Below are 23609 nucleotides of genomic sequence, written 5' to 3'. Positions count from 1 at the left end.
AGGCCTACATTCCGAAAAGAAGCCGACACGGTCGTGGAAGTGCGGAAGTGAGCCTCCCCCAAATGATCTGCTCCTCTATGGATAAATAAATGCCGCAAGAAACCCCAGTACCAGTAAAGCCCAATTGCCGATATGGTCATGGAGATCTCATACCATTCCATCCGGAAGCCCAAGGCGCTTGGTCGCTTTCCCTAAACACAGCACCAACCACAATCCGTTTTTCGGGGAATCTCTTTATCTGTGGTAAGTGTGGCTATACGGAGTTTTTTGACCCAAATCCTCGGCAAACCGCCCAAGATGCCGAGCATCCGCTCCCGTCTTTGCAGATCGATTTTACAAAACAGCAATAAAATGGCACTCAACGTTTCACAGTTTCCTGAAAGACGAAAAAAGCCACAAGGGAGCGATTCCATTGCAGGTGGCGGCGGTGGACCGTATGATGGAGAAATGGAAGCTAGACTCGCAAAGCTAGAAGAATTTGCCACGGACGCTCGTGAGCGCTTGGTGAAGATCGAAGCTCGTCTAGACGGAATGGACGAGAAAATGGTGACTAAAGCCGATTTTCAAGAAGGGCTCAATAGTCAGATTAAGTGGATAGTTGGGACTGCTGGTGTTATCACAGCAGCAGGGATCACCGTCCTAACTTTCGTTCTCAACAACGCCGTTCCGAAGTCTACGCCGCAAGTGCCCCAGAGCCCCATTGTGATTCAAGTTCCTGTTGTCCCTCAGGCGACACCAACGGTCGCACCGTCAATCACGCCCCAGGCACCCGGCAAATAAACCAAATAGCTTCCGCCAACCAAACCCGCCCCTGAGGCGGGTTTTTTTGTTGCCTTTTGTCGGACCGCCCTGCGCAGAGAATTTATTTTATTAGCACTGCTCTTGATTTAATAAAGAGCTTCGCTAATAATATGTTCATAGCATTGCTAATAAACAGATTAAATTCTCCTTCAGGAAGGGCAGCCATGCCGACAGCATTCAACCCACACATCCCAGACTCAGCGCAACGCGCCTACGCAGCGTACCGCAACGAATTCGAACCCCTTCCCTTCTCCGATACCACCGTCGAGATCTTCATCGAATGCTTTGCCAAGTCCGAGGGTGACCCGCACATGTGGCTGGAAGATCAGGGCATCGGCGGCCAGAGCTTTGGCGCCGAGGTGCTGCGCGAGCTGGCCCGGGCCTGGGTGAAGGATCCGGCCGCTGTATACGCAGTCGCCGGTACCACCTTTTGGCAGGAGATGAAGTCCTGCGCCCTCGATCAGCGCCAGGCGGAGGGCTGAGCCGTGATGACCTCCGAGACCGCGATCAAGCTGATGCACCAGGTCATTGAGCAGGCGCGCAAGCATCACGAAACCATGAAGCCGCTGCCGCAGGAACTGCTGTGGCATTCCGAAGGCGCGCTGGGCGCCTATTGCAATGTGGCGGCGACCATGCAGGGCTTCGCGCTCTATGAACAGTACCGCAAAGAGCTCATGGAGATGGGCAAGCCGGTGGAGGTGGCGGCATGAACGCCCTCAAGACATTCGTATCCGGCCTCCTCTGCGGCGCCGCTATGTTTGTGCCAATGGCCATTGGCCTGCTCTCGAAGGCAGGTGCCCTGTGATCACCGAAACCCGCAACGAATGGGGTTTCCCCATCGTCCCCGCCGAGAAGTTCCAAAGCGCCAAGGCATACGCCGCCGGCGCGAAGGAGCGCAACAAGCCGGTGTGCACCTGCCTGACCTGCCGCCAGATCGAGATGCTGCCGTCCGTCCAACGCCTTACACAGAACTGGAGATCCAAGTGAGCAATGCCATTGCCATCATCACCGGCGCGATCAAGGAAACGCGCGACGACTTCACCGCAGTGCTTGCCGACCGCTCCATCAGCTTCGAGCGGGAAGCCGGCTTCGCGATCCAGGTGCTGCAGAACAGCGAATTCGCGCTGAAGGTCGCCATGGGCGACAAGCAGTCGGTCATGAACGCGGTCAAGAACATCGCGGCGATCGGCATCAGCCTGAACCCGGCGCGCAAGCAGGCCTACTTGGTGCCGCGCGGCGGCAAGATCTGCCTCGACATCAGCTACATCGGCCTGATCGACATCGCGATTGCCTCCGGCTCCATCATGTGGGCGCAGGCCGAGCTGGTACGCGAGAACGACGCGTTCACCCTGAACGGCTACGACCAGCCGCCGACCCACGTCTTCAACCCGTTCGGCAAAGATCGCGGCGAGATCGTCGGCACTTATGTGGTGGCGAAGCTGCACAACGGCGACCACTTGACCACGACCATGTCGATCGACGAAGTGCACAGCATCCGCAATCGTTCCGAGTCCTTCAAGAAAGGCAACGGCCCCTGGAAGACCGACGAAGGCGAGATGATCAAGAAGACCGTCATCAAGCGCGCCTACAAGCTGTGGCCGAAGACGGACCGCCTCGACCACGCCATGAACCACCTCAATACCGAGAATGGCGAGGGTCTGGCGCCGGACGCCGCCCAGCAGCCGGACCACGTCGACGTGGCGCCGCTGATCGCCGAGGCGCTAACCACCACCACCGACGCCGATGCGCTGGCTTTCTGGAAGGCGAATAACGGCCGCTTGGCGAAGCAGCCGCAAGATCACGCCAAGCTCAAGCGCGCCATTTCCGACCACCGCGCGAACCTGCGCGCCAAGGCTGAGGCGGACGAGGCGCGCACGGTTGAAATGCCGGCCGCTCCCGCCAAGACCGCTGCCACTTCCGTCGATGACGAGTTCGTCCAGCAGATGGACAACGCCGCTCCCTCCTACATCCCGGAGTAAGCCATGATCTTCCATAACCATGATCAGGGCTCCGAGGAGTGGCTCAAGTGCCGCGCCGGCGTGATCACCGCTTCCCGGTTCAAGGATGCGCGTGATCGCCTGAAGCCGCTGAAGGGCGAGACGACCGGTAAGCCGTCGGCCAAGTGCATCGGCTATGCCGCCCAAGTCGCGGTCGAGCGCATCGCTGGCCGCCCGATCGACAAGGTGTTCGAGAAGTGGCAGATGCGTGAAGGCAAAGAGCAGGAGCCGCTCGCCCGCCTCGCCTACGAAGCCAAGACGGGCCACTTGGTGGAAGAGACCGGCTTCATCACCACCGACGACAACCTGTTCGGCTACTCGCCGGACGGGCTGGTCGATGAAGACGGCCTGGTCGAGATCAAGACCATCCTGAGCGGCGACGTGGCCCTGAAGGTCTGCGGCTACCGGGATCTGTCCGGCTACATGGATCAGTGTTTGGGCGGCTTGTGGCTCACCGGGCGCAAATGGATTGACCTGGTCATCTGGTGCCCAGCTCTGGAGCCGATCGGCCGGCACTTGACCGTCCACCACATCGAGCGCGACGACGACGTCATCAACACGCTGGAATCCGAGCTGATGGAGTTCGCGGCACTGGTGACGGAAAGCGAACGACTGCTGCGCCAGGAGGCCGCCTGATCATGTCCATCCGCCTTTCCGCCTGGCTCGCGCTGCGCTGCCGCGAGCCTCAGTTCCGCCGCTGGCTGCGCGTACCCGACGAAGCCACCGCGGTGACCGCCGTGCGCGCCATCTGCGAGGTCAAGAGCCGGTCCGAGATCGACCGCGACCCGGCCGCGCAGCGGCGCTTCCACGAATACATCCGCCGCCCGTATTCGCAGTACTGCCAGCAGCACCCCCTCAACTAACCCGATCTCCTGGAGAAGAAGAAACATGTTCGAACTTGCTCAAGCCGTGAAGCTTGCCTCCGTCAACCCGCGCGCCGAGATCCACGGCGAGGACAGAGTGCCCGCCTTCGACCTGAAGATCGAAGCCTTCTGCCCAAACGACCTGCTGATCCCCTTCCACCCGGAGCTGCGCACCACGCTCTACAAGAAGGCCGAGGATCCCGACCTGGTCGAGCAGCTGGACGGCGAGGCGCTCACGGCGCTGCGCTTCCCGAAGATGGGCGCCATCAAATGGGATGTCGAGCTGACTGGCTACAAGGTCGAAGTTGACTACGGCCTGGGCGGCGACAGCAACATCATGCTCGGCGAGGTCAAGATCGATGGCTTCAAGATCTCGCCGCAGAACGGCGGCAGCGTCGGCCTGAGCTTCCGCATCATCTGCCATCCGGAGAGCGAGGACGTCGGCCGGCTCTGCGAATTCATTCAGCGCGACATCGACATCAAAGTCATCCCGCCCGAACCCACCACGCTTGGCGAGCTGTTTGGCGAGCAAAAGGCCGCGTAACACCAGGATCCAAAATACTGAGTCGGACAACTTGATTTATGAGTGTAAGAATTTCTACCGCCTTGCATGGCCAAATTTCAAGAGATGAAATTGGCAAGCTCAACATTTTCCTCGATGACAGCGGCTCGTGCTTTCCCTATTTCGCGGTACACGAGTTCTACGTGTGCAGCGAGAGATTCGAAATTGTCGAGGAAGCGATCTTCACTACAGAAATAATCTCCATCGAGCGCTTTAATCTCTTCGATAGTGCGCTTAACGATCTGTCGCATTTCTATAATTTGAAATGCGACATTGAAATCCGGAATTCTTTGGACGTCGAATGCCGAGAGCATTTCATGGACGTTCGTCAGGCTGATTATCTCTCGAGCCCGATATGTAGAAGTGTCGCTCAAGCTAGGTTTTTGCGAGGTTTCACCTTTTCTATATTTCCATGCATGCTCGACCAGTTCCTTGGCTTTATATGCAAGGGAGAGAAGCACGTCCATTTGCTTCTCGAAAGCGGCCATTTCTTTAATCTTCTCCTCCTGCCTAGCTTGACGGATTCCGACACGAGCAAGATAGAAAGCGCCAGCAATAGTCCCAATGGACCCGACTGCTTGAACCCAGGCTGCCCAATCTGCAGATTTAAGTTCGCACCAGTTCACCCATTCATACGCGCCGACACCTGCAATAGCTACCAGAACGATTACGGCATATCTGTTGTACCAAGTATCCATTTCCACTCCAACTTTTGGACAAAACCTAGCGTGACAATCTGGCACATGACTGTCTATCAAAAGCCAGGCGAAATCTCGCCCGGCAAATTGTCATCGAAATCAAAACGCCCGCATTATTCCGATAATCATAGTAAAGGCGCCCGAGCAAAACAACGTTGCGCTACCGACTACGCCGATTATTATCCATGCCCGCCCCCAGTCGAGCCTACCGTGTTCAGTGATATACATCATTCGTTCTACCGCTTGGAAGAACGGAACGAGCACGGCCAAAATTGCGCCCACAAGAAAGCATCCGAGTGCCCAAAGAATCGAGTATTTGATAGCGACAAAATGATTGTTCTTGATGAGTGCTTGAGTAAAGCCAAGGAGTGTAGCAACGCTACCGCCGTTGAGCACTGCCAAAGCTTTTCCTGCTTCAAACATCGATGTGTTGATAGTTCGCTGAGCTTCACGAAATCTTTCGGTCTGTTCCCTTACCTGCTCCAGCGTCAAATCATTCAATTCTCGTTTAAGTTCTTCTTCATTTTTCATTGGAATTTGACCACATTTGTTCATCTCAATTTTGAAAATACCACGAAGTCGACTTACTTAGCCTGAACCCTTGAATTAAACACTATGGTTTATTGGCACAAGCTCCCTGACCAACTGCCGGACGTCGACACCACCGTCATGATCTACACACCTGACGCCAATGAGCCGGTCTGGATGGGGTGGTTCGACGGCGAGATCTGGCGGGAAGTAGGCAGCGCCCGGGTGTATCCGACGCACTGGGCAGAGTTACTTGAAGGACCGAAGGAGTAAAACGATGAGCGATGACGGACTATTGACGAATGAGCAGCTGTATGAGATCACGCGAAAGAAGCGCGCTCACTGCCAGCATGCCTGGTTCCTGAAGACCTTTGGCGTAGACCTACCGCGCAATAATGAACGTGTCATCATTTCGCGCGACTTGTTTGAAAATCTGCAAGCCAAGCGTGCCGGCCTACTGGCCGCTCCTGTAGCAAGCGACCGTCCGAAAATGCATCTGGTTAGGAAAAGCGCATGAACGCCCGCCGGCGCACCAAGACCCCCAATAACCTACCCGGACGGGTCTACCCTCGGGATGGCTCCTGGTACTTTGTCCCGGTCATCGAGGGCAAGCCGAAGTGGATCCGGCTTTGCCGCATCACCGATGGGGAGCCACGGATGCTCGACCGCCTGGCGGAGGAAAAGCGCAAGATCGCGGATGCGACGATGGTCTACATGGGCAATATGCCCAAGCACGTCAAAGCGTACATCGCCGAACTGGGACCGGTAAAAAGCGACACATCCCGCAAGGAATGGGGGCGTCAAGGTAATGACGTGCTGAAGGCGTTCCGCGATTGGAACGTCGACCAGCTGGACACCGCGGCTGTGCATGACTTTCTAAAGGATAACTGGCCCGACAAGCTGCACATGCAGCGGGCCATGCGCGCCTGGCTGTCCGGATTCTTTGGCTGGTGCATCTTGCGCCGTCTGATTACGACCAACCCCTGCCGCGAGCTGAAAATGAAGAAGCCGAAGGCCCGTAAGGTCTACATCACTGATGCCGACTTCATGGCAATCCGGACCCACCTGGCCGTCGCCAGGGACGGCAAGCCAACGCCAACAGGCGACATGATGCAGTGCTTCGTCGACCTATGCTATTTGACCGCCCAACGCTCCACTGACGTGCGTCTATTACGCTGGAGTGCGATCGAGGTGGAATGGGATTCGAAGGAGGAGATCGCCGGCGTCATTCACTTCGAGCCATCGAAGACCGAAGACTCTTCCGGCGCAGCCGTCGACTGGCCAGTCACGCAGGAGATTCTGGCGGTGCTTTCCAGGGCGAAGAAGCTGCAGCCGATCTGCGACTATGTCATCCGCGACAAAGCGGGGAAACCGAAGTCAGCAGCCGCCGTGCGGGACGCGTGGAATGATGCATGCGATCGCGCGGGTCTGAAGGACAAGGACTACACGATCAAGGATATCCGCGCCAAGGCGCTAACTGACGGGAAGAAGGCGGGTCACAGCATGCAGGACCTGCAGATCGCCGGCGCGCATACCAATGCAGCGACGACGGCGATCTACATTAAGCAGCGGGAAGTGCCCGTCTCAAATGTCAAACTAAAGATGCCTACTGCGCAATAATTAGAGCGATCAATCCTATGAACTGCTATTAAGACAAGTAGATCCTGGGTTTACCATAAGGTACACTTTGGCCCTTAAAAATCACCCGATTACCCGATACTCCACGGATTCTTGAGAATGCTTGCCGATCGTTTATACCGCCCCAAAGACGGTGAAATGCTGTATCACTACTGTTCACCAGAGACGCTGCTTGCTATTTGCTCTCATAAGACGCTCAGATTTTGTGATCTTTTTTCCATGAATGATTTTATGGAAATGCACTGGGGCTATCACATTTGGGAAATTGCAGCAGGTGAGATGATAAAAACTGTAGGAAAAGAACTACTAGACGATATTGATAAAATTATACATACGTCAGGTTTAAGAGCTTTGCCCTTAGCGGCCTGTATGTCTACTCAAGGAGATGTGCTTAGTCAGTGGCGTGCATATGCACACGACGGAAATGGTTATGCGATCGGCTTTAATGCAAAGAAGCTACTTTCACTTCCGGTACGTCCCTTGAGGGTGTCATATGATGAAACTAAGCAAGTGGCAGAAGTTAAAAAAATTATTAAAGTACTTCACGAAGCCGAATCCGAAGCGGAAGTAAAACGTAGCGAAGGATTCTTTATCGCCTGTACCCATTTAGCGTTCGATCTTGCTGCATTCAAAAACCCAGCTTTTTGTGAAGAGCAAGAAATACGCTTTTTGCATGTAGCCAACTTAATGCCGAGCAATAATTCATTGCGCATAGTTGATGCTGGGGGAACCGCTTGGGAACAAGAATCAAAACTACAACAAATAAGCTTTCACATGACTCGCGGAACACCTGTCGCACATCTTGACATTGACTTTTCAAATAGAGGAAAAGAACATCCTATTAGTGAAGTTGTAATTGGCCCCAAAAATGAATCTATGCTTCCTGGGATATCAATATTTCTAGAAACTCTTGATATTCCAAATGTAAAAGTATGGAAATCTAAGGCGTCCTACCGCTAGCGATTAAATGAACAGAGTACTTTGATAAATCTCCACCTAAATAGAATTTAATCCTGAACAAGTCGGAGGTTCATACAACACTCTCAAGGCGGATACTCAATTCAACCAGTATTGATATGCAACGATTACAATCTGCCTCACTCTGAACGTACCCATTAGTGAAAACGGTATGCCATTTACCGCTTTCTGAGCGCGACGTATTTGGCAGTATGGTTCGCAAGAATGTGTAGTCATCGAACGGGATGCGAAGCAGTGTTACAAGACTAATCTCTCGCAGAACACTTAAATAATCGGCGATATAACTAAAAACTTCAACCCTCGTTCCAAGATTTGCTTTCGTTAAAACACGATCTGCATAGCTTAGGGAAGTACTTACACGCGGAATATATTGATTAAGGTGGTTAAACAATATCCATTTCGCTATTCCCAACTCCTTGAGTGAATCTTGAAAATTACCTAATGAAAGTAATTTCTCAGCCGCTTGAAGGTGCGTTCTCGCTTCGGCATCTGAAACAAGATCTACCAGCGATATTGAATCGAAGTCGTAGCCGAAATGTTCCGAGATTCCAGTTCGTAGAAAGTCTCTAGAATAAATTTCAAACTTACGCGCCTCGTCAGGCGCGGGGAGATTTCCGTAATGTTTGAAGTTGACACGAGCTTTATTTAATTCTTGGATCTTCGCTCGATCGGACAACACCAATCCCGCTTTTTCAATGGCATCTAGATTGGTAGTAAATGGAGATTGCTCTTTTACGTTGATGCTACGTTCTTTGATTAGGGCCCAAATAAAAAGCTCTACAGCATCTTGAAACAGTGAAATTGCTAAGCCACAGGATACCGCATCAGGTCTCTTGGCAAATTCAGTACCTTCGGTAAAAAGACGTTTACTAAGAAGCAGTTGAGGATGCATATCTAAGGAGGGTCAACTGCCCTTTTCGCCTTGCTTGGGCGCGACAGCGATGATGCTAGCGTTCTGCACTTTGCCACCAAGTCGCTTTCCCTCAATGCGCAGTCGTACCCGCTCACGGCTGACAAGATGCTTCTGCAAAATATTGATTGCCTTCGAATCCAAGGTATGGTCTTTGAAGGACGCCCAGAACTCATGCTTGGCGTTGCGAACTCGAACCTTGGTGCTCGACGCGTCTGTTGTATCCACCGCCAGCACACGAAATTCTTCGACAAAGACAGCTTTCTCCGACTTTTTCCGCTGCTCGTCCGTGAGTTCACGTGCCTTGGCGCCCGTTACCGGAACTCCATTGACCATCACTTCATCGGCATCCCGAGCTTCTTTCAAGACTGAGAAGTGCACCTCCTGTGCCTCTTCCTGGGTGCGCTTTACATCAGGATATTGCTTCACCGCAGCGGCAAGAACTTGCATTTGTTTCAAGCTCGCGTCCTGCTGATCTTTCAGTGACTTGGCAAGGATTTCTTGGTTTTTGACGGCTGTCGAATTGGTATCGACTTTGTCCAGATGATCAATGTACTTCTCGTATGCACCATGACCGGTGTACAGCAAGCCGGCTGCAAGCAGCACAATCATTATCTGTTTACCGTTCATCTTTTTTATGGCGCTTTGTGCGATGCCAGTGAAGACATCCTGTAAGTTCGCGTTTGTGTCACTGGAACCTTCGTACACCTTAAGGGTGTATTCGAATTGCCCTCGCTGTTCGTCAGTCAGCCTGTTCGTATTGTCATCGTTGTATATGACGCGTGCAGCAGTTTTATACAAGCCCTTCTGCAGTTCAAGGAGCGGACGCATAAGGCTTGGCGTGATTGACTGATGGTACTTTTCCCCTTTTAGATAGAGGGTATAGACCGGCCATCCGTTGAACTCGACCACACTCGGGTCAATGTCCTCGTTGAGGAACCGTTCCAGAAGCGCAACAGCATCACTGTCGTTCGAAACTACTATTTTGTCCATATGCATCGCCAAGTCAATTGCATTCAGTCAACCCACCAACCGACTCGCCGATATGCATTTGTCTAGCGCAAATAAAAACGGCTTACCTTACGTAAGCCGTTTGAACCCACCAAAACCTACGAACTGGCTTCCGGAATATTAGAGACCGATTAGAGAGATATTAGAGAAACGGCCTCCGGTTAGTATGCACTAAGCTCGGAAGCCGCTTGAACTCTAGGGAAAACTGGTCGGGGCGAGACGATTCGAACGTCCGACCACCTGATCCCAAATCAGGTGCGCTACCAGGCTGCGCTACGCCCCGAGGAAGGCGAAATCATACCGACTGGGACCGGTTTGGTCAATTTAATTCGCTTTGACAACATGGCCGTCGTTCAAGGCAAAGCCGGGCCATGCAATCTGTTTTAGGCGCGAGCACCTTCCATCAGGCTGGCCTTTACCTTGTCGGCAATGCGCTGAGCCATGCGTTCGGCCACCGCTGCCTGCTTGGCTTCCACCATGACGCGTATGAGCGGTTCGGTGCCGGAAGCGCGGATCAGAACCCGCCCTTCGCCGCGCAACTCAGCTTCGACGCTTTCTTTTTCAGCAAGCAGTTCAGGACTGCGTTGCCAGTCGAAATCGGACCCGACGCGGACATTGATCAGGCTTTGCGGGTACATGACGATATCTTCCGTAAGCTGCGCCAGGGTCTTCCCGCTGCGCTTGAGCGCAGACAGCACCTGCAGCGCCGAAATGATGCCGTCGCCGGTGGTGTGCTTGTCGAGGAACAGCAGATGGCCCGAGCCTTCGCCACCGACTTGCCAGCCACGCTCCTGCAGGACTTCCAGCACGTAGCGGTCCCCGACCTTGGCGCGCGCGAAGCCGACTCCCATGTTTCTGAATGCGACCTCCAGCGCCATGTTGGTCATGAGCGTACCCACCGCGCCCTTCACCGGGCCGGTCGCCATGCGATCCTTGACCATGATGTAGAGCAGCTCATCGCCGTTATAGATGCGTCCGGCGGCATCGACCATCAACAAGCGATCGGCGTCGCCATCAAGGGCGATGCCGAGATCGGCGCCCTGCTCCTTCACCGCAGCGGAAAGCGCCGCCGGCGCGGTGGCACCGACGCGGTCATTGATGTTGAGGCCATTCGGATTATTGCCAATGGCAGTCACTTCCGCGCCGAGCTCGTGGAACACATTGGGAGCGATGTGATATGCCGCACCGTGTGCGCAATCGACCACGATCTTCAGGCCGCGCAGGTCCAGCTCGTTCGGGAAAGTGCTCTTGCAGAATTCGATGTAGCGGCCCTGAGCGTCGGGCAGGCGCTTGGCCTTGCCCAGCCTTTCCGACGCCACGCAATCCATCGGCAACTCGAGTGCCGCCTCGATGGCCTGCTCCACCGCGTCGGGCAGCTTGTTGCCCTGGGCCGAGAAGAACTTGATGCCGTTGTCTTGGAAGGGATTATGCGACGCCGAAATGACCACCCCGGCGGACAAGCGCAACGCGCGGGTGAGATAGGCAACCGCAGGCGTGGGCATCGGCCCGGCCAGCATGACATCGACGCCGGCAGCGGCAAAGCCGGCTTCCAGCGCCGCCTCCAGCATGTAGCCGGAGATGCGGGTGTCCTTGCCAATCAGCACCGTTGGCCGACCGCCATCTTCGGTTTGAGCCAGTACCTTGCCGGCGGCATAGCCGAGCTTCATCACGAAGTCCGGCGTGATCGGCGCTTCACCGACCTTGCCACGAACGCCATCGGTTCCGAAATATTTGCGTGTCATTTCTTTTCCTATCGATTACGGTCTGGCAGCTTGCCAGACTTTGAGTGCATCAACCGTCTCAGCGACATCATGGACGCGCACGAGCATCGCGCCATGGGCAACCGCCGCGATCGCCGCCGCCAGGCTGCCAGCCAGCCGCTGTTCAACCGGACGACCGGTGATCTGGCCGATCATGGACTTGCGCGACATGCCTGCCAGAACAGGCAGGCCGATTCGTTCGCCTAATGTACGCAGGTTCTTCAGTAAAGCATAGTTATGGTCGACCGTCTTGCCGAATCCGAAACCCGGATCTATGCAAAGCCTGTCGGGCGTAATTTGCGCAGCCACGGCGTCCTTTACTCGCTGCTCGAGAAACGCGGCAACCTCGGAAATGACGTCGGCATATGCCGGCTGAGCCTGCATGGTTTGCGGCTGGCCTTGCATATGCATGATACATAGGGCGGCTTCGCTATCCTTGACTGCAGTCAACGCGCCCGGAGCACCGAATCCGCCGATGTCGTTGATCATGTCGGCGCCGGCAATGAGCGCTTCGCGCATGACTTCGGGTTTGTAAGTGTCGATGGAGATGGCCTTGCCGCAATCCCGCAAGGCGTAGATGACCGGCATCACCCGGTCCAGCTCTTGCTGCAGAGGCAGCGCCGGGGCGCCGGGGCGGCTGGATTCACCGCCGATGTCGATGATGTCGACGCCGTCGGCCATCATGCGCTCGGCATGGGTCATGGCGAAGTCCAGAGACTGGAAGCGGCCGCCATCGGAAAACGAATCCGGCGTGACATTGAGTATCCCCATCACGAGCGGCCTGGCCTTGGGGCCTGTCATCGGGAAGCGGAAGCGGCCACACTGGAAATTTGTCATCGTCTTTCCAAAACAAAAAAAGGGTGAGGATCGCTCCTCACCCTTGCTGATGCGTTGCGGCCAGTATTAAACCATGGCCGGTGCCTGATGTTAAGCCGGTGCCGGCGCGTTCGGCGACACGCCGCCCGAAGTATTGTCAGGAGACGGCTTGCGAACCGGCAGGCCAGCCTTCGGCGGACGCGGATCGTGGCCATCCATGATGTCGTTGACCTGCTCCGCATCGAGGGTTTCCCACTCGAGCAATGCATTGGCCATGACTTCCACCTTCTCTTTGTTTTCCTCGAGGAGACGGCGGGCCAGCGCATACTGGGTATCCAGGATGCGGCGGATTTCCGTGTCCACCTTCTGCTGGGTGGCCTCGGATACCGTCTTGGACGTCATGCGTCCGAAATAGGCATCCTGCTCGCTGTCTTCATACACCATGGTACCGAGAGACTCCGACATGCCGTAGCGGGTCACCATGGCGCGGGCCAGCTTGGTGGCACGCTCGAAGTCGTTGGAGGCGCCGGTCGACATCTGATGCATGAAGATTTCCTCAGCGATCCGGCCGCCGAACAGGATGGCAATCTCTTCCAGCATCTTGTCCTTGTACATGTTGACGCGGTCATGCTCGGGCAACTGCCAGGTCAGGCCGAGGGCGAAGCCGCGCGGCATGATGGTGACCTTGTGCACCGGGTCCGCCTTCGGCAAGAGCTTGGCGACGACGGCGTGGCCCGATTCGTGGAAGGCGGTGTTGCGGCGCTCTTCCTCGCGCATGACGGCGGACTTGCGTTCCGGGCCCATCACGATCTTGTCCTTGGCATCCTCGAAGTCCTGCATTTCCACCAGGCGCTTGCTGCGACGGGCGGCAAACAGGGCGGCCTCGTTCACCAGATTGGCCAGGTCGGCGCCGGAGAAGCCGGGGGTGCCGCGGGCAAGGATATCGGCCTTGACGTCCGGAGCGATGGGTACCTTGCGCATGTGGACATACAGAATCTGCTCGCGGCCGCGGATGTCGGGCAGGCCGACCATCACCTGGCGGTCGAAGCGGCCCGGACGCAGCAGCGCCTTGTCGAGTACGTCGGCCCGGTTGGTCGCAGCGATCACGATGACGCCGGAATTGGCTTCGAAACCATCCATCTCGACCAGCAACTGATTCAGTGTCTGTTCGCGCTCATCGTTGCCGCCACCCATGCCAGCGCCGCGATGACGGCCGACCGCATCGATCTCGTCGATGAAGATGATGCAAGGCGAATGCTTCTTGGCGTTCTCGAACATGTCGCGGACGCGGGAAGCGCCCACGCCGACGAACATTTCGACGAAGTCGGAACCGGAGATGGTGAAGAACGGCACCTTGGCTTCGCCGGCGATGGCGCGGGCCAGCAGGGTTTTACCGGTACCTGGGGGGCCGACCATCAGCACGCCGCGCGGGATGCGGCCGCCCAGCTTCTGGAACTTGGTCGGGTCGCGCAGGAAGTCGACGAGTTCCTGGACTTCTTCCTTGGCCTCGTCGCAGCCTGCGACGTCGGCGAAGGTCACGTTGTTGCTGGCTTCATCCAGCATGCGCGCCTTGGAGCGCCCGAAGGAGAAGGCGCCGCCCTTGCCGCCGCCCTGCATCTGGCGCATGAAGAACACCCAGACGCCGATCAGCAGCAGCATCGGGAACCAGGAAATGAATACTTGGGAGAGGAACGACTGTTCTTCCGGCTGCTTGACGTCGAACTTGACGCCGTTGTTGATGAGGTCGCCGATCAGGCCGCGGTCGAGGTAGGTGACCGCTGTCTTGATCCGCTTGCCATCCTGCGTCGTCGCCACGATGGTGCGGTCCTCGATCGTCGCTTCCTTGATGTGCTTCGACTTCACCTCATCCAGGAAATCGGAATAAGGAATCGGGGTCGCGCCGCCCGACAGGGTGCGCCCGTCGAATTGCTTGAACACCGTGAAGAGCACCAAGGCTATCACCACCCAGATGGCGGCTTTGGAAAACATATTGTTCACTAGAACTCCTTGGACGCCGCGCGCCCATTGTCAAGGCATGTGAAACCGATTCTACAGCAATAATCCGCGCTTACCAGACGCCAGATGCGGCAAAGCCGGCGAAAATCAATAGGCGGCGTCCCAAATTCAAGGGATTAGAGAGGATTCTTGAGAATTTTTCCCAGCAGGAAAACCTCGGAGGACTTGTCCCGGCTAGCCTTGGGCTTCTTCGGAATGACGGTCTTGAACTGCTGCCTGAATTTTTCAACGAGCTGGGTGTAGCCTGAGCCATTGAAACATTTGACGAGCAGTGCCCCCGAAGGTTTCAGGTGGGCCTGGGCGAAGTCGAGCGCGAGGTCGACGATATGCTCGACGCGGGCGGCATCGGTCACCGCCACGCCGGACAGGTTGGGCGCCATGTCGGACATAACGAAATCCACCTTGCGGCCTTCCAGCACCGCCTCAAGCTGCTGCAGCACGGACTCCTCGCGGAAGTCCCCTTGAATGAAATGCACGTCGGCGATGGGCTCGATCGGCAGCAGGTCGAGGCCGACAATGGTGCCATGGATGCCGCCGCCCTCTTTTCCCGCCAGCTTGTTGCGTGCGTACTGGGCCCAGCTGCCGGGCGCGCAGCCGAGGTCGACGATCACCTGGCCCGGGCGGATCAGCTTCTCCGCATCGTCGATCTCCTTCAACTTGTACACCGCGCGTGCGCGATATCCTTCCTTCTGCGCCTGCTTGACGTAGGGGTCGTTTACGTGGTCATGCAACCAGTTTTTGTTCAATTTGTTTTTGGCCATTCGCGTAGAATACCGCTTTTAAGGGATTAACCATGTTGAAACTCACACCTGCGCAGCGCAGCGACCTCCGGTCCCAGGCGCATGCCCTCGACCCGGTCGTCATGATCGGCGAATCCGGATTGACGCCTTCGGTCATGAAGGAAATCGACTCCAGCCTGAATGCCCATGAATTGATCAAGGTGCGCGTCTTCGGCGACGACCGCGAAGCGCGCATCGGCATGTACGAATCCATCTGCAGCGAACTCGGTGCCGCGCCGGTGCAGCACATCGGCAAGCTGCTGGTGCTCTACCGCCCCAAGAAAGAAGAAAAGTCGGACGCTCGCGGCAAGCGCGGCAAAGGGCTGCGGGAAGTGACGATCGTCAAGCCCAGCTCGAGCGGCACCAAGAAGCCAACCGTGCAGAAGGTTCTGCTCAAGGGCAACGAACGGGTGACTGCAGGGGGTAACATCAAGCGCGCCAAGGTCCGGCAGAGCAGCACCAAGAAATCCGCGCTCGGCCGTTCGCGCTGAGCCTAATGCGGCAGTCAATCAAACTGCCGTCCAGAGATACCGGCCTTGCGCTGCACTTGCAGCGGCCAGCCGGCCAATTCCATCGGATTCAGATATACCGCACGTCCAGCACTTCGTATTCGCGGATGCCGGACGGCGCCTGCACTTCGATCACATCGCCGGCATGCTTGCCGATCAGTGCGCGCGCGATTGGTGAAGTGACCGAAACCTTGCGTTCCTTGATGTCAGCCTCGTCTTCACCGACGATCTGATAGGTCACCTTCTGCGACGACTCCAGATCTTCCAGGTCGACGGTGGAACCAAACACGATGCGGCCTTCCGCATCCAGCGTAGCGGGGTCGATGACCTGGGCGGCGCTGAGCTTGCCTTCGAGTTCGGCGATGCGGCCTTCGATGAAGCTTTGTCGCTCCTTGGCGGCGTCGTACTCGGCGTTTTCCGACAGGTCGCCCTGAGCGCGTGCTTCGGAAATGGCATTGATGACGGCAGGACGATCCTTGGTTTTCAGGCGTTGCAGTTCTTCCTTCAGGAGTTCCGCGCCGCGCTTGGTAAGAGGTACTGTGCTCATGTATTAATTTCTGCAAATGAAAACCACAGAGGTCACAAACAGTGCCAGTACTGCGGCACTTTCTGTGACCTCTGTGGCTGATTAGGGGGATTTGCTTGGACCTAGTTTAAGGTGTTATGCAAACCTTGTAAATCATAGACATTCAGCTCGTCCAGATAGCGCATGCCTTCGACCGCCGCCTCGGCGCCGGCGATGGTGGTGAAGGTCGTGGCGCGCGCCGCTAGGGCCGAGGTCCGGATCGCGCGGGAATCGGCGATGGCGCTGCGCTTTTCCTCGACGGTGTTGATGACCAGGGCGATCTCGTTGTTCTTGATCATGTCGACCACGTGCGGACGGCCTTCGACGACCTTGTTCGCCGTCTGCACCGGGATGCCGGCCGCTTCTATTGCCGCAGCCGTGCCCTTGGTGGCGACCACCGAGAATCCGAGCGTCACCAGATCGCGCGCCACTTGCACGGCGCGCGGCTTGTCGCTGTTCTTCACGCTGAGGAACACCTTGCCGGAACGCGGCAGCTTGACGCCGGCGCCCATCTGCGACTTGACGAAGGCTTCGCCGAAGGTCTTGCCCACGCCCATCACCTCGCCGGTCGACTTCATTTCCGGTCCGAGAATGGTATCCACGCCCGGGAACTTGACGAACGGGAACACCGCTTCCTTGACGCTGTAGTAAGGCGGCACGACCTCGTTCTGGATGCCTTGGGATTCCAGCGACTGGCCGACCATGCAGCGCGCGGCGATTTTCGCCAGCTGCAGTCCGGTCGCCTTGGACACGTAAGGCACCGTGCGCGATGCGCGCGGGTTCACTTCCAGCACGAAAACCACGTCCTTGGTCTTGCCGTCGACTTCCTGCTGCTGGATGGCGAACTGCACATTCATTAGGCCGACCACGTTCAATCCCTTGGCCATCAGCGCCGTCTGGCGCTTCAGCTCGTCGATGGTTTCCGGCGACAGCGAGTACGGCGGCAGCGAGCAGGCGGAGTCGCCCGAATGCACGCCGGCCTGTTCGATGTGTTCCATCACGCCGCCGATGAAGGTGCGCTTGCCGTCTGACAGGCAGTCGACGTCGACCTCGATGGCATCGTTGAGGAAGCGGTCCAGCAGCACCGGCGAGTCGTTCGATACCTTGACCGCCTCGCGCATGTAACGCTCCAGGTCGCGCTGCTCATGAACGATCTCCATCGCCCGGCCGCCCAGCACGTAGGACGGGCGCACCACCAGCGGGTAGCCGATTTCCTGCGCTAGGCGCAGTGCTTCGTCTTCGGTGCGCGCGGTGCGGTTCGGCGGCTGGCGCAGACCGAGTTCGTGCAGCAGCTTCTGGAAGCGCTCCCGGTCTTCGGCGGCATCGATCATGTCCGGCGAGGTGCCGACGATGGGCACGCCGTTGGCTTCGAGGTCGAGCGCCAGCTTCAGCGGGGTCTGGCCGCCGTACTGCACAATCACGCCCAGCGGTTTTTCCTTGTCGACGATTTCCAGCACGTCTTCCAGCGTCAGCGGCTCGAAGTACAGGCGGTCGGAAGTGTCGTAGTCGGTCGATACGGTCTCCGGGTTGCAGTTGACCATGATGGTCTCGTAGCCGTCGTCGCGCATCGCCAGCGCCGCATGCACGCAGCAGTAGTCGAACTCGATGCCCTGGCCGATGCGGTTCGGACCGCCGCCAAGCACCATGATCTTCTTCTTGTCGGTCGGCTGGGCCTCGCACTCTTCGTCATAGGTAGAGTACATGTAGGCGGTGCGGGTGGCGAACTCGGCGGCGCAGGTATCCACGCGCTTGTACACCGGACGCACGTTGAGTGCGCGGCGCTTCTCGCGCACGGCGGTGTCGGTCGTCTTGAGCAGCTTGGCCAGGCGGCGATCGGCAAAGCCCTTCTGCTTCAGGCGAAACAGGGTATCGCGATCGATTTCTTCCAGAGACTGCTTTTCCAGCCACAATTCGATGTCGACGATTTCCTTGATCTGCACCAGGAACCACGGATCGATATGGGTCAGCTGGTGCACTTCCTCCAGGGAGAAGCCCTGGGCGAACGCATCGCCGACGTACCAGATGCGGTCCGGCCCCGGCTCGCCGAGCTCCTCCTCGATGGTCTCGCGGTCGCGGGTCTTCTCGTTCATGCCGTCGACGCCGACTTCGAGGCCGCGCAGCGCCTTCTGGAAGGATTCCTGGAAGGTGCGGCCGATGGCCATCACTTCGCCCACCGACTTCATCTGGGTGGTGAGATGGTTGTCCGCCGCCGGGAATTTCTCGAAGGCGAAACGCGGGATCTTGGTGACGACGTAGTCGATGCTCGGTTCGAACGAGGCCGGGGTAGCGCCGCCGGTGATCTCGTTGCGCAGTTCATCCAGGGTGAAGCCCACCGCCAGCTTGGCCGCGACCTTGGCGATCGGGAAGCCGGTGGCCTTGGAAGCCAGCGCCGACGAACGCGATACGCGCGGGTTCATCTCGATGACGATCATGCGGCCATCTTTGGGATTGATGGAGAACTGCACGTTGGAACCGCCGGTATCGACGCCGATCTCGCGCAGCACCGCGATGGAGGCGTTGCGCATGATCTGGTATTCCTTGTCGGTCAGCGTCTGCGCCGGCGCCACAGTGATGGAATCGCCGGTGTGCACGCCCATCGGATCGAGGTTCTCGATCGAGCAGACGATGATGCAATTGTCCTTCTTGTCGCGCACTACCTCCATCTCGAATTCTTTCCAGCCGATCAGGGACTCCTCGATCAGCAGTTCGGAGGTCGGCGAGGCTTCCAAGCCGCGCTTGCAGATGGCCTCGAATTCTTCCGCGTTGTAGGCGATGCCGCCGCCGGTGCCGCCCATGGTGAAGGATGGGCGAATGATGACCGGGAAGCCGATCTCCTTCTGCACCGCCCAGGATTCCTCCATGGTGTGCGCCACGCCGGAACGGGCGGAACCGAGGCCGATCTTGGTCATCGCCTGCTTGAACTTGGAGCGGTCCTCGGCCTTGTCGATGGCTTCCGGGGACGCGCCGATCAGTTCGCAGTCGTATTTCTTCAGCACGCCGTTGCGGTGCAGGTCGAGGGCGCAGTTGAGCGCGGTCTGGCCGCCCATGGTCGGCAGGATGGCGTCGGGACGCTCCTTGTCGATGATGCGTTCGACGATCTGCCAGGTGATCGGCTCGATGTAGGTGACGTCGGCCATCTCCGGGTCGGTCATGATGGTGGCCGGATTGCTGTTGACCAGGATGACGCGGTAACCCTCTTCGCGCAGCGCCTTGCAGGCCTGCACGCCGGAGTAGTCGAATTCACAGGCCTGGCCGATGACGATCGGGCCGGCGCCAATGATCAGGATGCTTTTGATGTCGTTACGCTTAGGCATTTTTGTGTTTCTCCATCATCGCCACGAAGCGATCGAACAAGGGGGCGACGTCGGTCGGGCCGGGTGACGCTTCGGGGTGGCCCTGGAAGCAGAAGGCCGGCTTGTCGGTGCGCTCGAAGCCCTGCAGGGAACCGTCGAACAGGGACACGTGGGTCACGCGGCAGTTGGCCGGCAGCGAATCCTGGTCCACGGCGAAGCCATGGTTTTGCGAAGTGATCATTACCTGCTTGGTATCCAGGTCCTGCACCGGATGGTTGGCGCCATGGTGGCCGAACTTCATCTTCAGCGTCTTGGCGCCGGAAGCCAGCGCCATGATCTGGTGGCCGAGGCAGATGCCGAAGGTCGGAATGCCGCGCTCGATCAGGTCCTTGGTAGCCGCGATGGCGTAGTCGCAGGGCGCCGGATCGCCCGGGCCGTTGGCGAGGAAGATGCCGTCAGGCTTGAGGGACAGCGCATCCTTGGCGGTCGACTGGGCCGGCAGTACGGTGATCTTGCAGCCGCGTTCGGCCAGCATGCGCAGGATGTTGCGCTTGACGCCGTAGTCGAAGGCGACCACGTGATATTTGGGGTTTTCCTGTTTGCCGTAGCCCTCGCCGAGCTTCCACTCGCTTTCGTTCCAGACGTAGGTCTTGGTGGTGGACACCACCTTCGCCAGATCCATGCCGTTCAGCCCCGGGAAGGACTTGGCCAGCGCCAGCGCCTTCTCGACGTCCGCCTCGCCGGCCAGGATGGCGCCATTCTGGGCGCCCTTCTCGCGCAGGATGCGGGTGAGCTTGCGGGTATCGATGCCGGCAATGCCGACCACGTTCTCCGACTTCAGGTAATCCGACAGGCTCTGCTTGGAGCGGAAATTCGACGTCAAAAGCGGCAGGTCCTTGATGATCAGGCCGGCGGCATGAATACGGTCGGATTCGACATCCTCGGGATTGGCGCCGACATTGCCGATATGCGGATAGGTCAGCGTGACGATCTGGCGGCTGTAGCTGGGGTCCGTCAGGATTTCCTGGTAGCCGGTCATGGCGGTGTTGAACACCACCTCGCCGATGGTATGGCCGGGGGCGCCGATGGAAAAACCCTGGAAGATGGACCCGTCTGCGAGCGCGAGGATGGCCGGAACACTGTGGCCAGAAAAGAATGGCAGCAAGGGGTAACTCCTGAGATGGTTACCGCCGTTGCGCTGCGCCTGAACGATCGTGCGCCAGACGGCATTGCGCCTTGGCTTGCATGAGTCTTTTTGGCGGGATGGAGGGGTTATGCGCTACGGCGGACGAAATTGGATAAACCGCGAGATTATAGCGGAAAGCCCCTCTTCGAGCAATCCGCTCCGACGCCGGAATCCCCTTTCGCCGCCTGTCTTTTATTGACTGGTTGCTCAGGCGCCGAGCGCGGCGATGCCGGCCTTGGCAATCTGCACGTCTTCGGAGGATTTCACGCCCGACACGCCTACGGCGCCGATGACCTGGCCATTGACGACGATGGGTACGCCGCCTTCCAGCATGCCTTCCAGCGTCGGCGCACTCATGAAGGAGAAGCGGCCGTTGTTGATCATGTCCTCATAGATCTTGGTTTCGCGGCGGCCGAGTGCTGCAGTCTGTGCCTTGGCCGGAGCAATGTGGGCCGAAATCGGCGCGGCGCCGTCGAGGCGCTGCAACCAGAGCAGATGCCCGCCGTCGTCGACGATGGATATGGTCACGGCCCAGTTGTTGGCCTTGGCTTCCGCTTCAGCAGCGGCGGCGATTTTCTTGATCTCTTCCAGACCGAGGATTTGCTTGGTTTGCATCTCTTCTCCTTGTTGATTGAACGCGGCATTGTACGACAGGCATGCAACACCCGCATCACGCGCCGGTACGTCAGCTTTCCGCATCCAGCCGAGCCGCCAGCCGAAATGGACTAAGCCTTTTCCGCGTCAACTCGCAAAACATTTGGAAACATCAAATCTTTCTTCCAAGAATTTGTTTTGACAGACATTTCCAAATCCTTTACAGTCGTGTGTCCTTGAGGAAATCTTATTAAGATGGCAAGAACACACATCCCTTCGGTTTGGCGCAAGCCGATGAATCGCCTGATTCTCGCCGCAGCGCTCAGTATTACCGCACCGATGAGCAGCCATGCAAGCGACCTTCTGCTGGCAGGATCGGCTGTTACAAGCAATGCCATTGCAAAGCTGCAGGATTTCTCCACCCGCGCCTCCGAACTTGCCCTGCGCGCCATGAGCCTGATCGGCATCCGTTATAAATTCGGCGGTTCCGACCCGGAAGCGGGTCTCGATTGCAGCGGTCTGGTGCGTTACGTCTTCAAGGAAGCGGGAGCGGCCAATCTGCCCCGCACTTCCGAAGAGATCAGCCGGGTCGGCGAGCAGATCGACCCGAGCGAGCTGAAGCCTGGCGACCTGGTTTTCTACAACACTCTGAAACGCAGCTTTTCCCATGTCGGCATCTATCTCGGCGACAATCGCTTCATCCATGCGCCGTCCGCCGGCGGACGCATTCGCATCGAAAGCATGGATTTGAGCTACTGGAAGGCCCGCTTCAACGGCGCTCGGCGCATTGTGAGCCAAAACCAGGACCAGCATTAAGCACGGCCCTTTCTTTCACGCCCCTTCGCGTTTCTGCCTTAGCTTCTGCTGAATCGCCGGCAACGCCGCGACCGCGGCCTGTTCGCCGGCGAGAATTGCCGTGTTCCGGCCAGGGAAATCATTGCCTTTCATCGTGCCGAGCCTGGGCTGGATCACCACGTCCGCCTCTCGCAATTCGAACTGGTTGATGGTCTGGCCCATGATGGCGAAGGTTTGCAGCAGCATGTCGATCGTATTGCTGGTGGCTGGCTGAGCTTCCGGCGAGGCAGAGATATTCACCGCGATGACGAAATCGGCGCCCATCTGACGCGCGAAACGTACGGGCACGGGTGAAACCAACCCTCCATCCACATACTGCACTTCGCCAATTCGCACCGGCTGGAAAACACCCGGCACCGCCGAAGAGGCACGCACCGCCTGGCCGGTATTGCCGCGTTGAAACAGCACCGCGCTACCGTTCGCCAAGTTGGCCGCCACCGCGCCGAACGGGATTTTCATTTTTTCCAACGGCAGGTTGCCGATAGTTCGGTTAATGTAGTTTTGCAGTGCTTCGCCCTTCAGCACGCCGGTCGCCTTGGCGAACAGCGGCACCGACCAGTCCGAGATCGTGGCTTCATCCATTTCCAGCGCCAGCTTGTTGAGGGCGAAGCCGTTGTTGCCGGCCGCATAGAGAGCACCGACCACGCTGCCGGCGCTGGTGCCGACCACGATGTCCGGGACGATGCCCTGAGCCTCCAGCGCCTTGATTACGCCGATATGGGCAAAGCCCCGCGCCGCGCCGCCGCCGAGGGCGAGACCGATGCGAACCGGACGCACCACCTTGGCAGGGGGCGGCGCACTTGCGACGGAGGAAACGGAAGGCAGGGATGGCGCGCTGCCGCAACTAGCGAGGATGGCTGCGGCGAGCGGAACAAGGAAGGTTTTCAGGAGGCGTAGCGAAGACATGAATGACGGACCGGAATTATTGAGGGAACACGCCGGCTAGGCGGCGGCAGGCGATTGTAGCCCACGCCGGTTTCCATGCGCCCAGCGTTCGCCGCGGTTTAACGCCCGTGCGTCGGGACCGCCTCTTCGCCCTGCTTCGCCAGCGCATTCGAGGGAAAGCGCGCGCTGAACGTACTGCCTTTGCCGGGCTCCGACTCGATGCTCAGCGTGGCGCCATGGCGCATGAGCACATGCTTGACAATGGCCAGTCCCAACCCGGTGCCTTGCGTCTGCCGCGACCGGCTCTTGTCCACCCGGTAGAAGCGCTCCGTCAGCCGCCCGATATGGCCCGGCTCGATGCCGAT

At 57.9% G+C, this 23609-nt stretch carries 28 protein-coding genes and 1 tRNA gene; 14 read left to right on the top strand and 15 right to left on the bottom strand.

Annotated features, from left to right (window positions below):
- Positions 1-267 precede the first annotated feature (267 nt).
- From CHB88_RS24920 to CHB88_RS22545, 8 genes are all read left to right on the top strand, one after another.
- On the top strand, positions 268-780 hold the full coding sequence (locus CHB88_RS24920; RefSeq protein WP_143131438.1) for a hypothetical protein: 513 nt from the start codon (positions 268-270) through the stop codon (positions 778-780).
- 185 nt (positions 781-965) lie between these two features.
- On the top strand, positions 966-1283 hold the full coding sequence (locus tag CHB88_RS22570; RefSeq protein WP_089401616.1) for a hypothetical protein: 318 nt from the start codon (positions 966-968) through the stop codon (positions 1281-1283).
- Positions 1284-1289: 6 nt separating this feature from the next.
- Positions 1290-1511, top strand: coding sequence for a hypothetical protein (locus tag CHB88_RS22565; RefSeq protein WP_089401615.1), 222 nt, complete (start codon positions 1290-1292; stop codon positions 1509-1511).
- A gap of 91 nt (positions 1512-1602) precedes the next feature.
- Positions 1603-1788, top strand: coding sequence for a hypothetical protein (locus tag CHB88_RS25735; RefSeq protein WP_245845194.1), 186 nt, complete (start codon positions 1603-1605; stop codon positions 1786-1788).
- Complete coding sequence (locus tag CHB88_RS22560; protein ID WP_245845193.1) at positions 1785-2780, top strand: recombinase RecT; 996 nt, start codon at positions 1785-1787, stop codon at positions 2778-2780. The genes CHB88_RS25735 and CHB88_RS22560 overlap by 4 nt, the downstream gene beginning before the upstream one ends.
- Positions 2781-2783: 3 nt before the next feature.
- Positions 2784-3434, top strand: a complete 651-nt coding sequence (locus CHB88_RS22555) for a lambda exonuclease family protein (RefSeq protein ID WP_089401613.1) — start codon at positions 2784-2786, stop codon at positions 3432-3434.
- Between the two features lie 2 nt (positions 3435-3436).
- Positions 3437-3661 carry a hypothetical protein gene (locus tag CHB88_RS22550; protein WP_089401612.1) on the top strand — a complete coding sequence of 75 codons (225 nt, stop codon included), beginning with the start codon at positions 3437-3439 and terminating at the stop codon, positions 3659-3661.
- A gap of 25 nt (positions 3662-3686) precedes the next feature.
- Complete coding sequence (locus CHB88_RS22545; RefSeq protein WP_089401611.1) at positions 3687-4205, top strand: hypothetical protein; 519 nt, start codon at positions 3687-3689, stop codon at positions 4203-4205.
- Between the two features lie 77 nt (positions 4206-4282).
- On the opposite strand, the gene CHB88_RS22540 is transcribed toward CHB88_RS22545, so the two are convergent.
- Both CHB88_RS22540 and CHB88_RS22535 read right to left on the bottom strand, forming a co-directional pair.
- Complete coding sequence (locus CHB88_RS22540) at positions 4283-4921, bottom strand: hypothetical protein (protein WP_089401610.1); 639 nt, start codon at positions 4919-4921, stop codon at positions 4283-4285.
- A 99-nt stretch (positions 4922-5020) separates the two neighbouring features.
- The gene (locus CHB88_RS22535; protein WP_089401609.1) at positions 5021-5452 is read right to left on the bottom strand and encodes a hypothetical protein; all 432 of its coding nucleotides are present in this window, start codon (positions 5450-5452) and stop codon (positions 5021-5023) included.
- Positions 5453-5536: 84 nt separating this feature from the next.
- Between CHB88_RS22535 and CHB88_RS25415 the strand changes: the two genes are divergently transcribed.
- The 4 genes from CHB88_RS25415 to CHB88_RS22515 all read left to right on the top strand — a co-directional run bounded on the left by CHB88_RS25415 (position 5537) and on the right by CHB88_RS22515 (position 8047).
- On the top strand, positions 5537-5722 hold the full coding sequence (locus CHB88_RS25415) for a hypothetical protein (protein ID WP_089401608.1): 186 nt from the start codon (positions 5537-5539) through the stop codon (positions 5720-5722).
- A gap of 4 nt (positions 5723-5726) precedes the next feature.
- Positions 5727-5966, top strand: coding sequence for a DUF4224 domain-containing protein (locus tag CHB88_RS22525; protein WP_089401607.1), 240 nt, complete (start codon positions 5727-5729; stop codon positions 5964-5966).
- Positions 5963-7069, top strand: a complete 1107-nt coding sequence (locus tag CHB88_RS22520; RefSeq protein WP_089401606.1) for a tyrosine-type recombinase/integrase — start codon at positions 5963-5965, stop codon at positions 7067-7069. Before CHB88_RS22525 ends, CHB88_RS22520 begins: the two co-directional genes overlap by 4 nt.
- Before the next feature lie 117 nt (positions 7070-7186).
- Complete coding sequence (locus tag CHB88_RS22515) at positions 7187-8047, top strand: DUF2971 domain-containing protein (RefSeq protein ID WP_089401605.1); 861 nt, start codon at positions 7187-7189, stop codon at positions 8045-8047.
- A 70-nt stretch (positions 8048-8117) separates the two neighbouring features.
- Here CHB88_RS22515 and CHB88_RS24915 read toward each other — a convergent pair whose 3' ends face one another.
- The 7 genes from CHB88_RS24915 to CHB88_RS22485 form a co-directional block, all read right to left on the bottom strand.
- On the bottom strand, positions 8118-8957 hold the full coding sequence (locus CHB88_RS24915; protein ID WP_143131437.1) for a hypothetical protein: 840 nt from the start codon (positions 8955-8957) through the stop codon (positions 8118-8120).
- 12 nt (positions 8958-8969) lie between these two features.
- Complete coding sequence (locus CHB88_RS22510) at positions 8970-9968, bottom strand: hypothetical protein (protein WP_143131436.1); 999 nt, start codon at positions 9966-9968, stop codon at positions 8970-8972.
- A 224-nt stretch (positions 9969-10192) separates the two neighbouring features.
- Positions 10193-10269, bottom strand: a tRNA-Pro gene (locus CHB88_RS22505).
- 100 nt (positions 10270-10369) lie between these two features.
- The gene (gene glmM / locus CHB88_RS22500) at positions 10370-11728 is read right to left on the bottom strand and encodes a phosphoglucosamine mutase (RefSeq protein WP_089401603.1); all 1359 of its coding nucleotides are present in this window, start codon (positions 11726-11728) and stop codon (positions 10370-10372) included.
- A gap of 15 nt (positions 11729-11743) precedes the next feature.
- Positions 11744-12583 (bottom strand): dihydropteroate synthase, encoded by an 840-nt coding sequence (folP, locus tag CHB88_RS22495; RefSeq protein ID WP_143131435.1) that lies wholly within the window; start codon positions 12581-12583, stop codon positions 11744-11746.
- A gap of 90 nt (positions 12584-12673) precedes the next feature.
- The gene (gene ftsH, locus CHB88_RS22490) at positions 12674-14560 is read right to left on the bottom strand and encodes an ATP-dependent zinc metalloprotease FtsH (RefSeq protein ID WP_089401602.1); all 1887 of its coding nucleotides are present in this window, start codon (positions 14558-14560) and stop codon (positions 12674-12676) included.
- Between the two features lie 134 nt (positions 14561-14694).
- Entirely contained in the window at positions 14695-15339 is a 645-nt protein-coding gene (locus CHB88_RS22485; RefSeq protein WP_089401601.1) for an RlmE family RNA methyltransferase, read from the bottom strand.
- A 32-nt stretch (positions 15340-15371) separates the two neighbouring features.
- Between CHB88_RS22485 and yhbY the strand changes: the two genes are divergently transcribed.
- Positions 15372-15848 (top strand): ribosome assembly RNA-binding protein YhbY, encoded by a 477-nt coding sequence (gene yhbY, locus CHB88_RS22480; protein WP_089401600.1) that lies wholly within the window; start codon positions 15372-15374, stop codon positions 15846-15848.
- Between the two features lie 88 nt (positions 15849-15936).
- On the opposite strand, the gene greA is transcribed toward yhbY, so the two are convergent.
- The 4 genes from greA to CHB88_RS22460 all read right to left on the bottom strand — a co-directional run bounded on the left by greA (position 15937) and on the right by CHB88_RS22460 (position 21525).
- Positions 15937-16413, bottom strand: a complete 477-nt coding sequence (gene greA, locus CHB88_RS22475) for a transcription elongation factor GreA (RefSeq protein ID WP_089401599.1) — start codon at positions 16411-16413, stop codon at positions 15937-15939.
- A 101-nt stretch (positions 16414-16514) separates the two neighbouring features.
- Complete coding sequence (carB, locus tag CHB88_RS22470; RefSeq protein WP_089401598.1) at positions 16515-19745, bottom strand: carbamoyl-phosphate synthase large subunit; 3231 nt, start codon at positions 19743-19745, stop codon at positions 16515-16517.
- Positions 19738-20889, bottom strand: a complete 1152-nt coding sequence (carA, locus tag CHB88_RS22465; RefSeq protein ID WP_089401597.1) for a glutamine-hydrolyzing carbamoyl-phosphate synthase small subunit — start codon at positions 20887-20889, stop codon at positions 19738-19740. Before carA ends, carB begins: the two co-directional genes overlap by 8 nt.
- Positions 20890-21117: 228 nt before the next feature.
- On the bottom strand, positions 21118-21525 hold the full coding sequence (locus CHB88_RS22460) for a GlcG/HbpS family heme-binding protein (RefSeq protein WP_089401596.1): 408 nt from the start codon (positions 21523-21525) through the stop codon (positions 21118-21120).
- Positions 21526-21759: 234 nt separating this feature from the next.
- On the opposite strand from CHB88_RS22460, the gene CHB88_RS22455 reads away from it, so the two are divergent.
- On the top strand, positions 21760-22320 hold the full coding sequence (locus CHB88_RS22455; RefSeq protein ID WP_089401595.1) for a C40 family peptidase: 561 nt from the start codon (positions 21760-21762) through the stop codon (positions 22318-22320).
- 15 nt (positions 22321-22335) lie between these two features.
- On the opposite strand, the gene CHB88_RS22450 is transcribed toward CHB88_RS22455, so the two are convergent.
- Both CHB88_RS22450 and CHB88_RS22445 read right to left on the bottom strand, forming a co-directional pair.
- The gene (locus tag CHB88_RS22450; RefSeq protein ID WP_089401594.1) at positions 22336-23265 is read right to left on the bottom strand and encodes a patatin-like phospholipase family protein; all 930 of its coding nucleotides are present in this window, start codon (positions 23263-23265) and stop codon (positions 22336-22338) included.
- Between the two features lie 98 nt (positions 23266-23363).
- On the bottom strand, positions 23364-23609 hold a 246-nt coding region (locus CHB88_RS22445), incomplete at its 5' end, for an ATP-binding protein (RefSeq protein ID WP_245845189.1).

The sequence above is a fragment of the Noviherbaspirillum humi genome, assembly GCF_900188095.1.
GTDB classification, from domain to species: Bacteria; Pseudomonadota; Gammaproteobacteria; order Burkholderiales; family Burkholderiaceae_D; genus Noviherbaspirillum; species Noviherbaspirillum humi.
The sequence above is the reverse complement of the archived record's forward strand: the minus strand, read 5'-3'. Positions and strand labels throughout refer to the sequence as shown.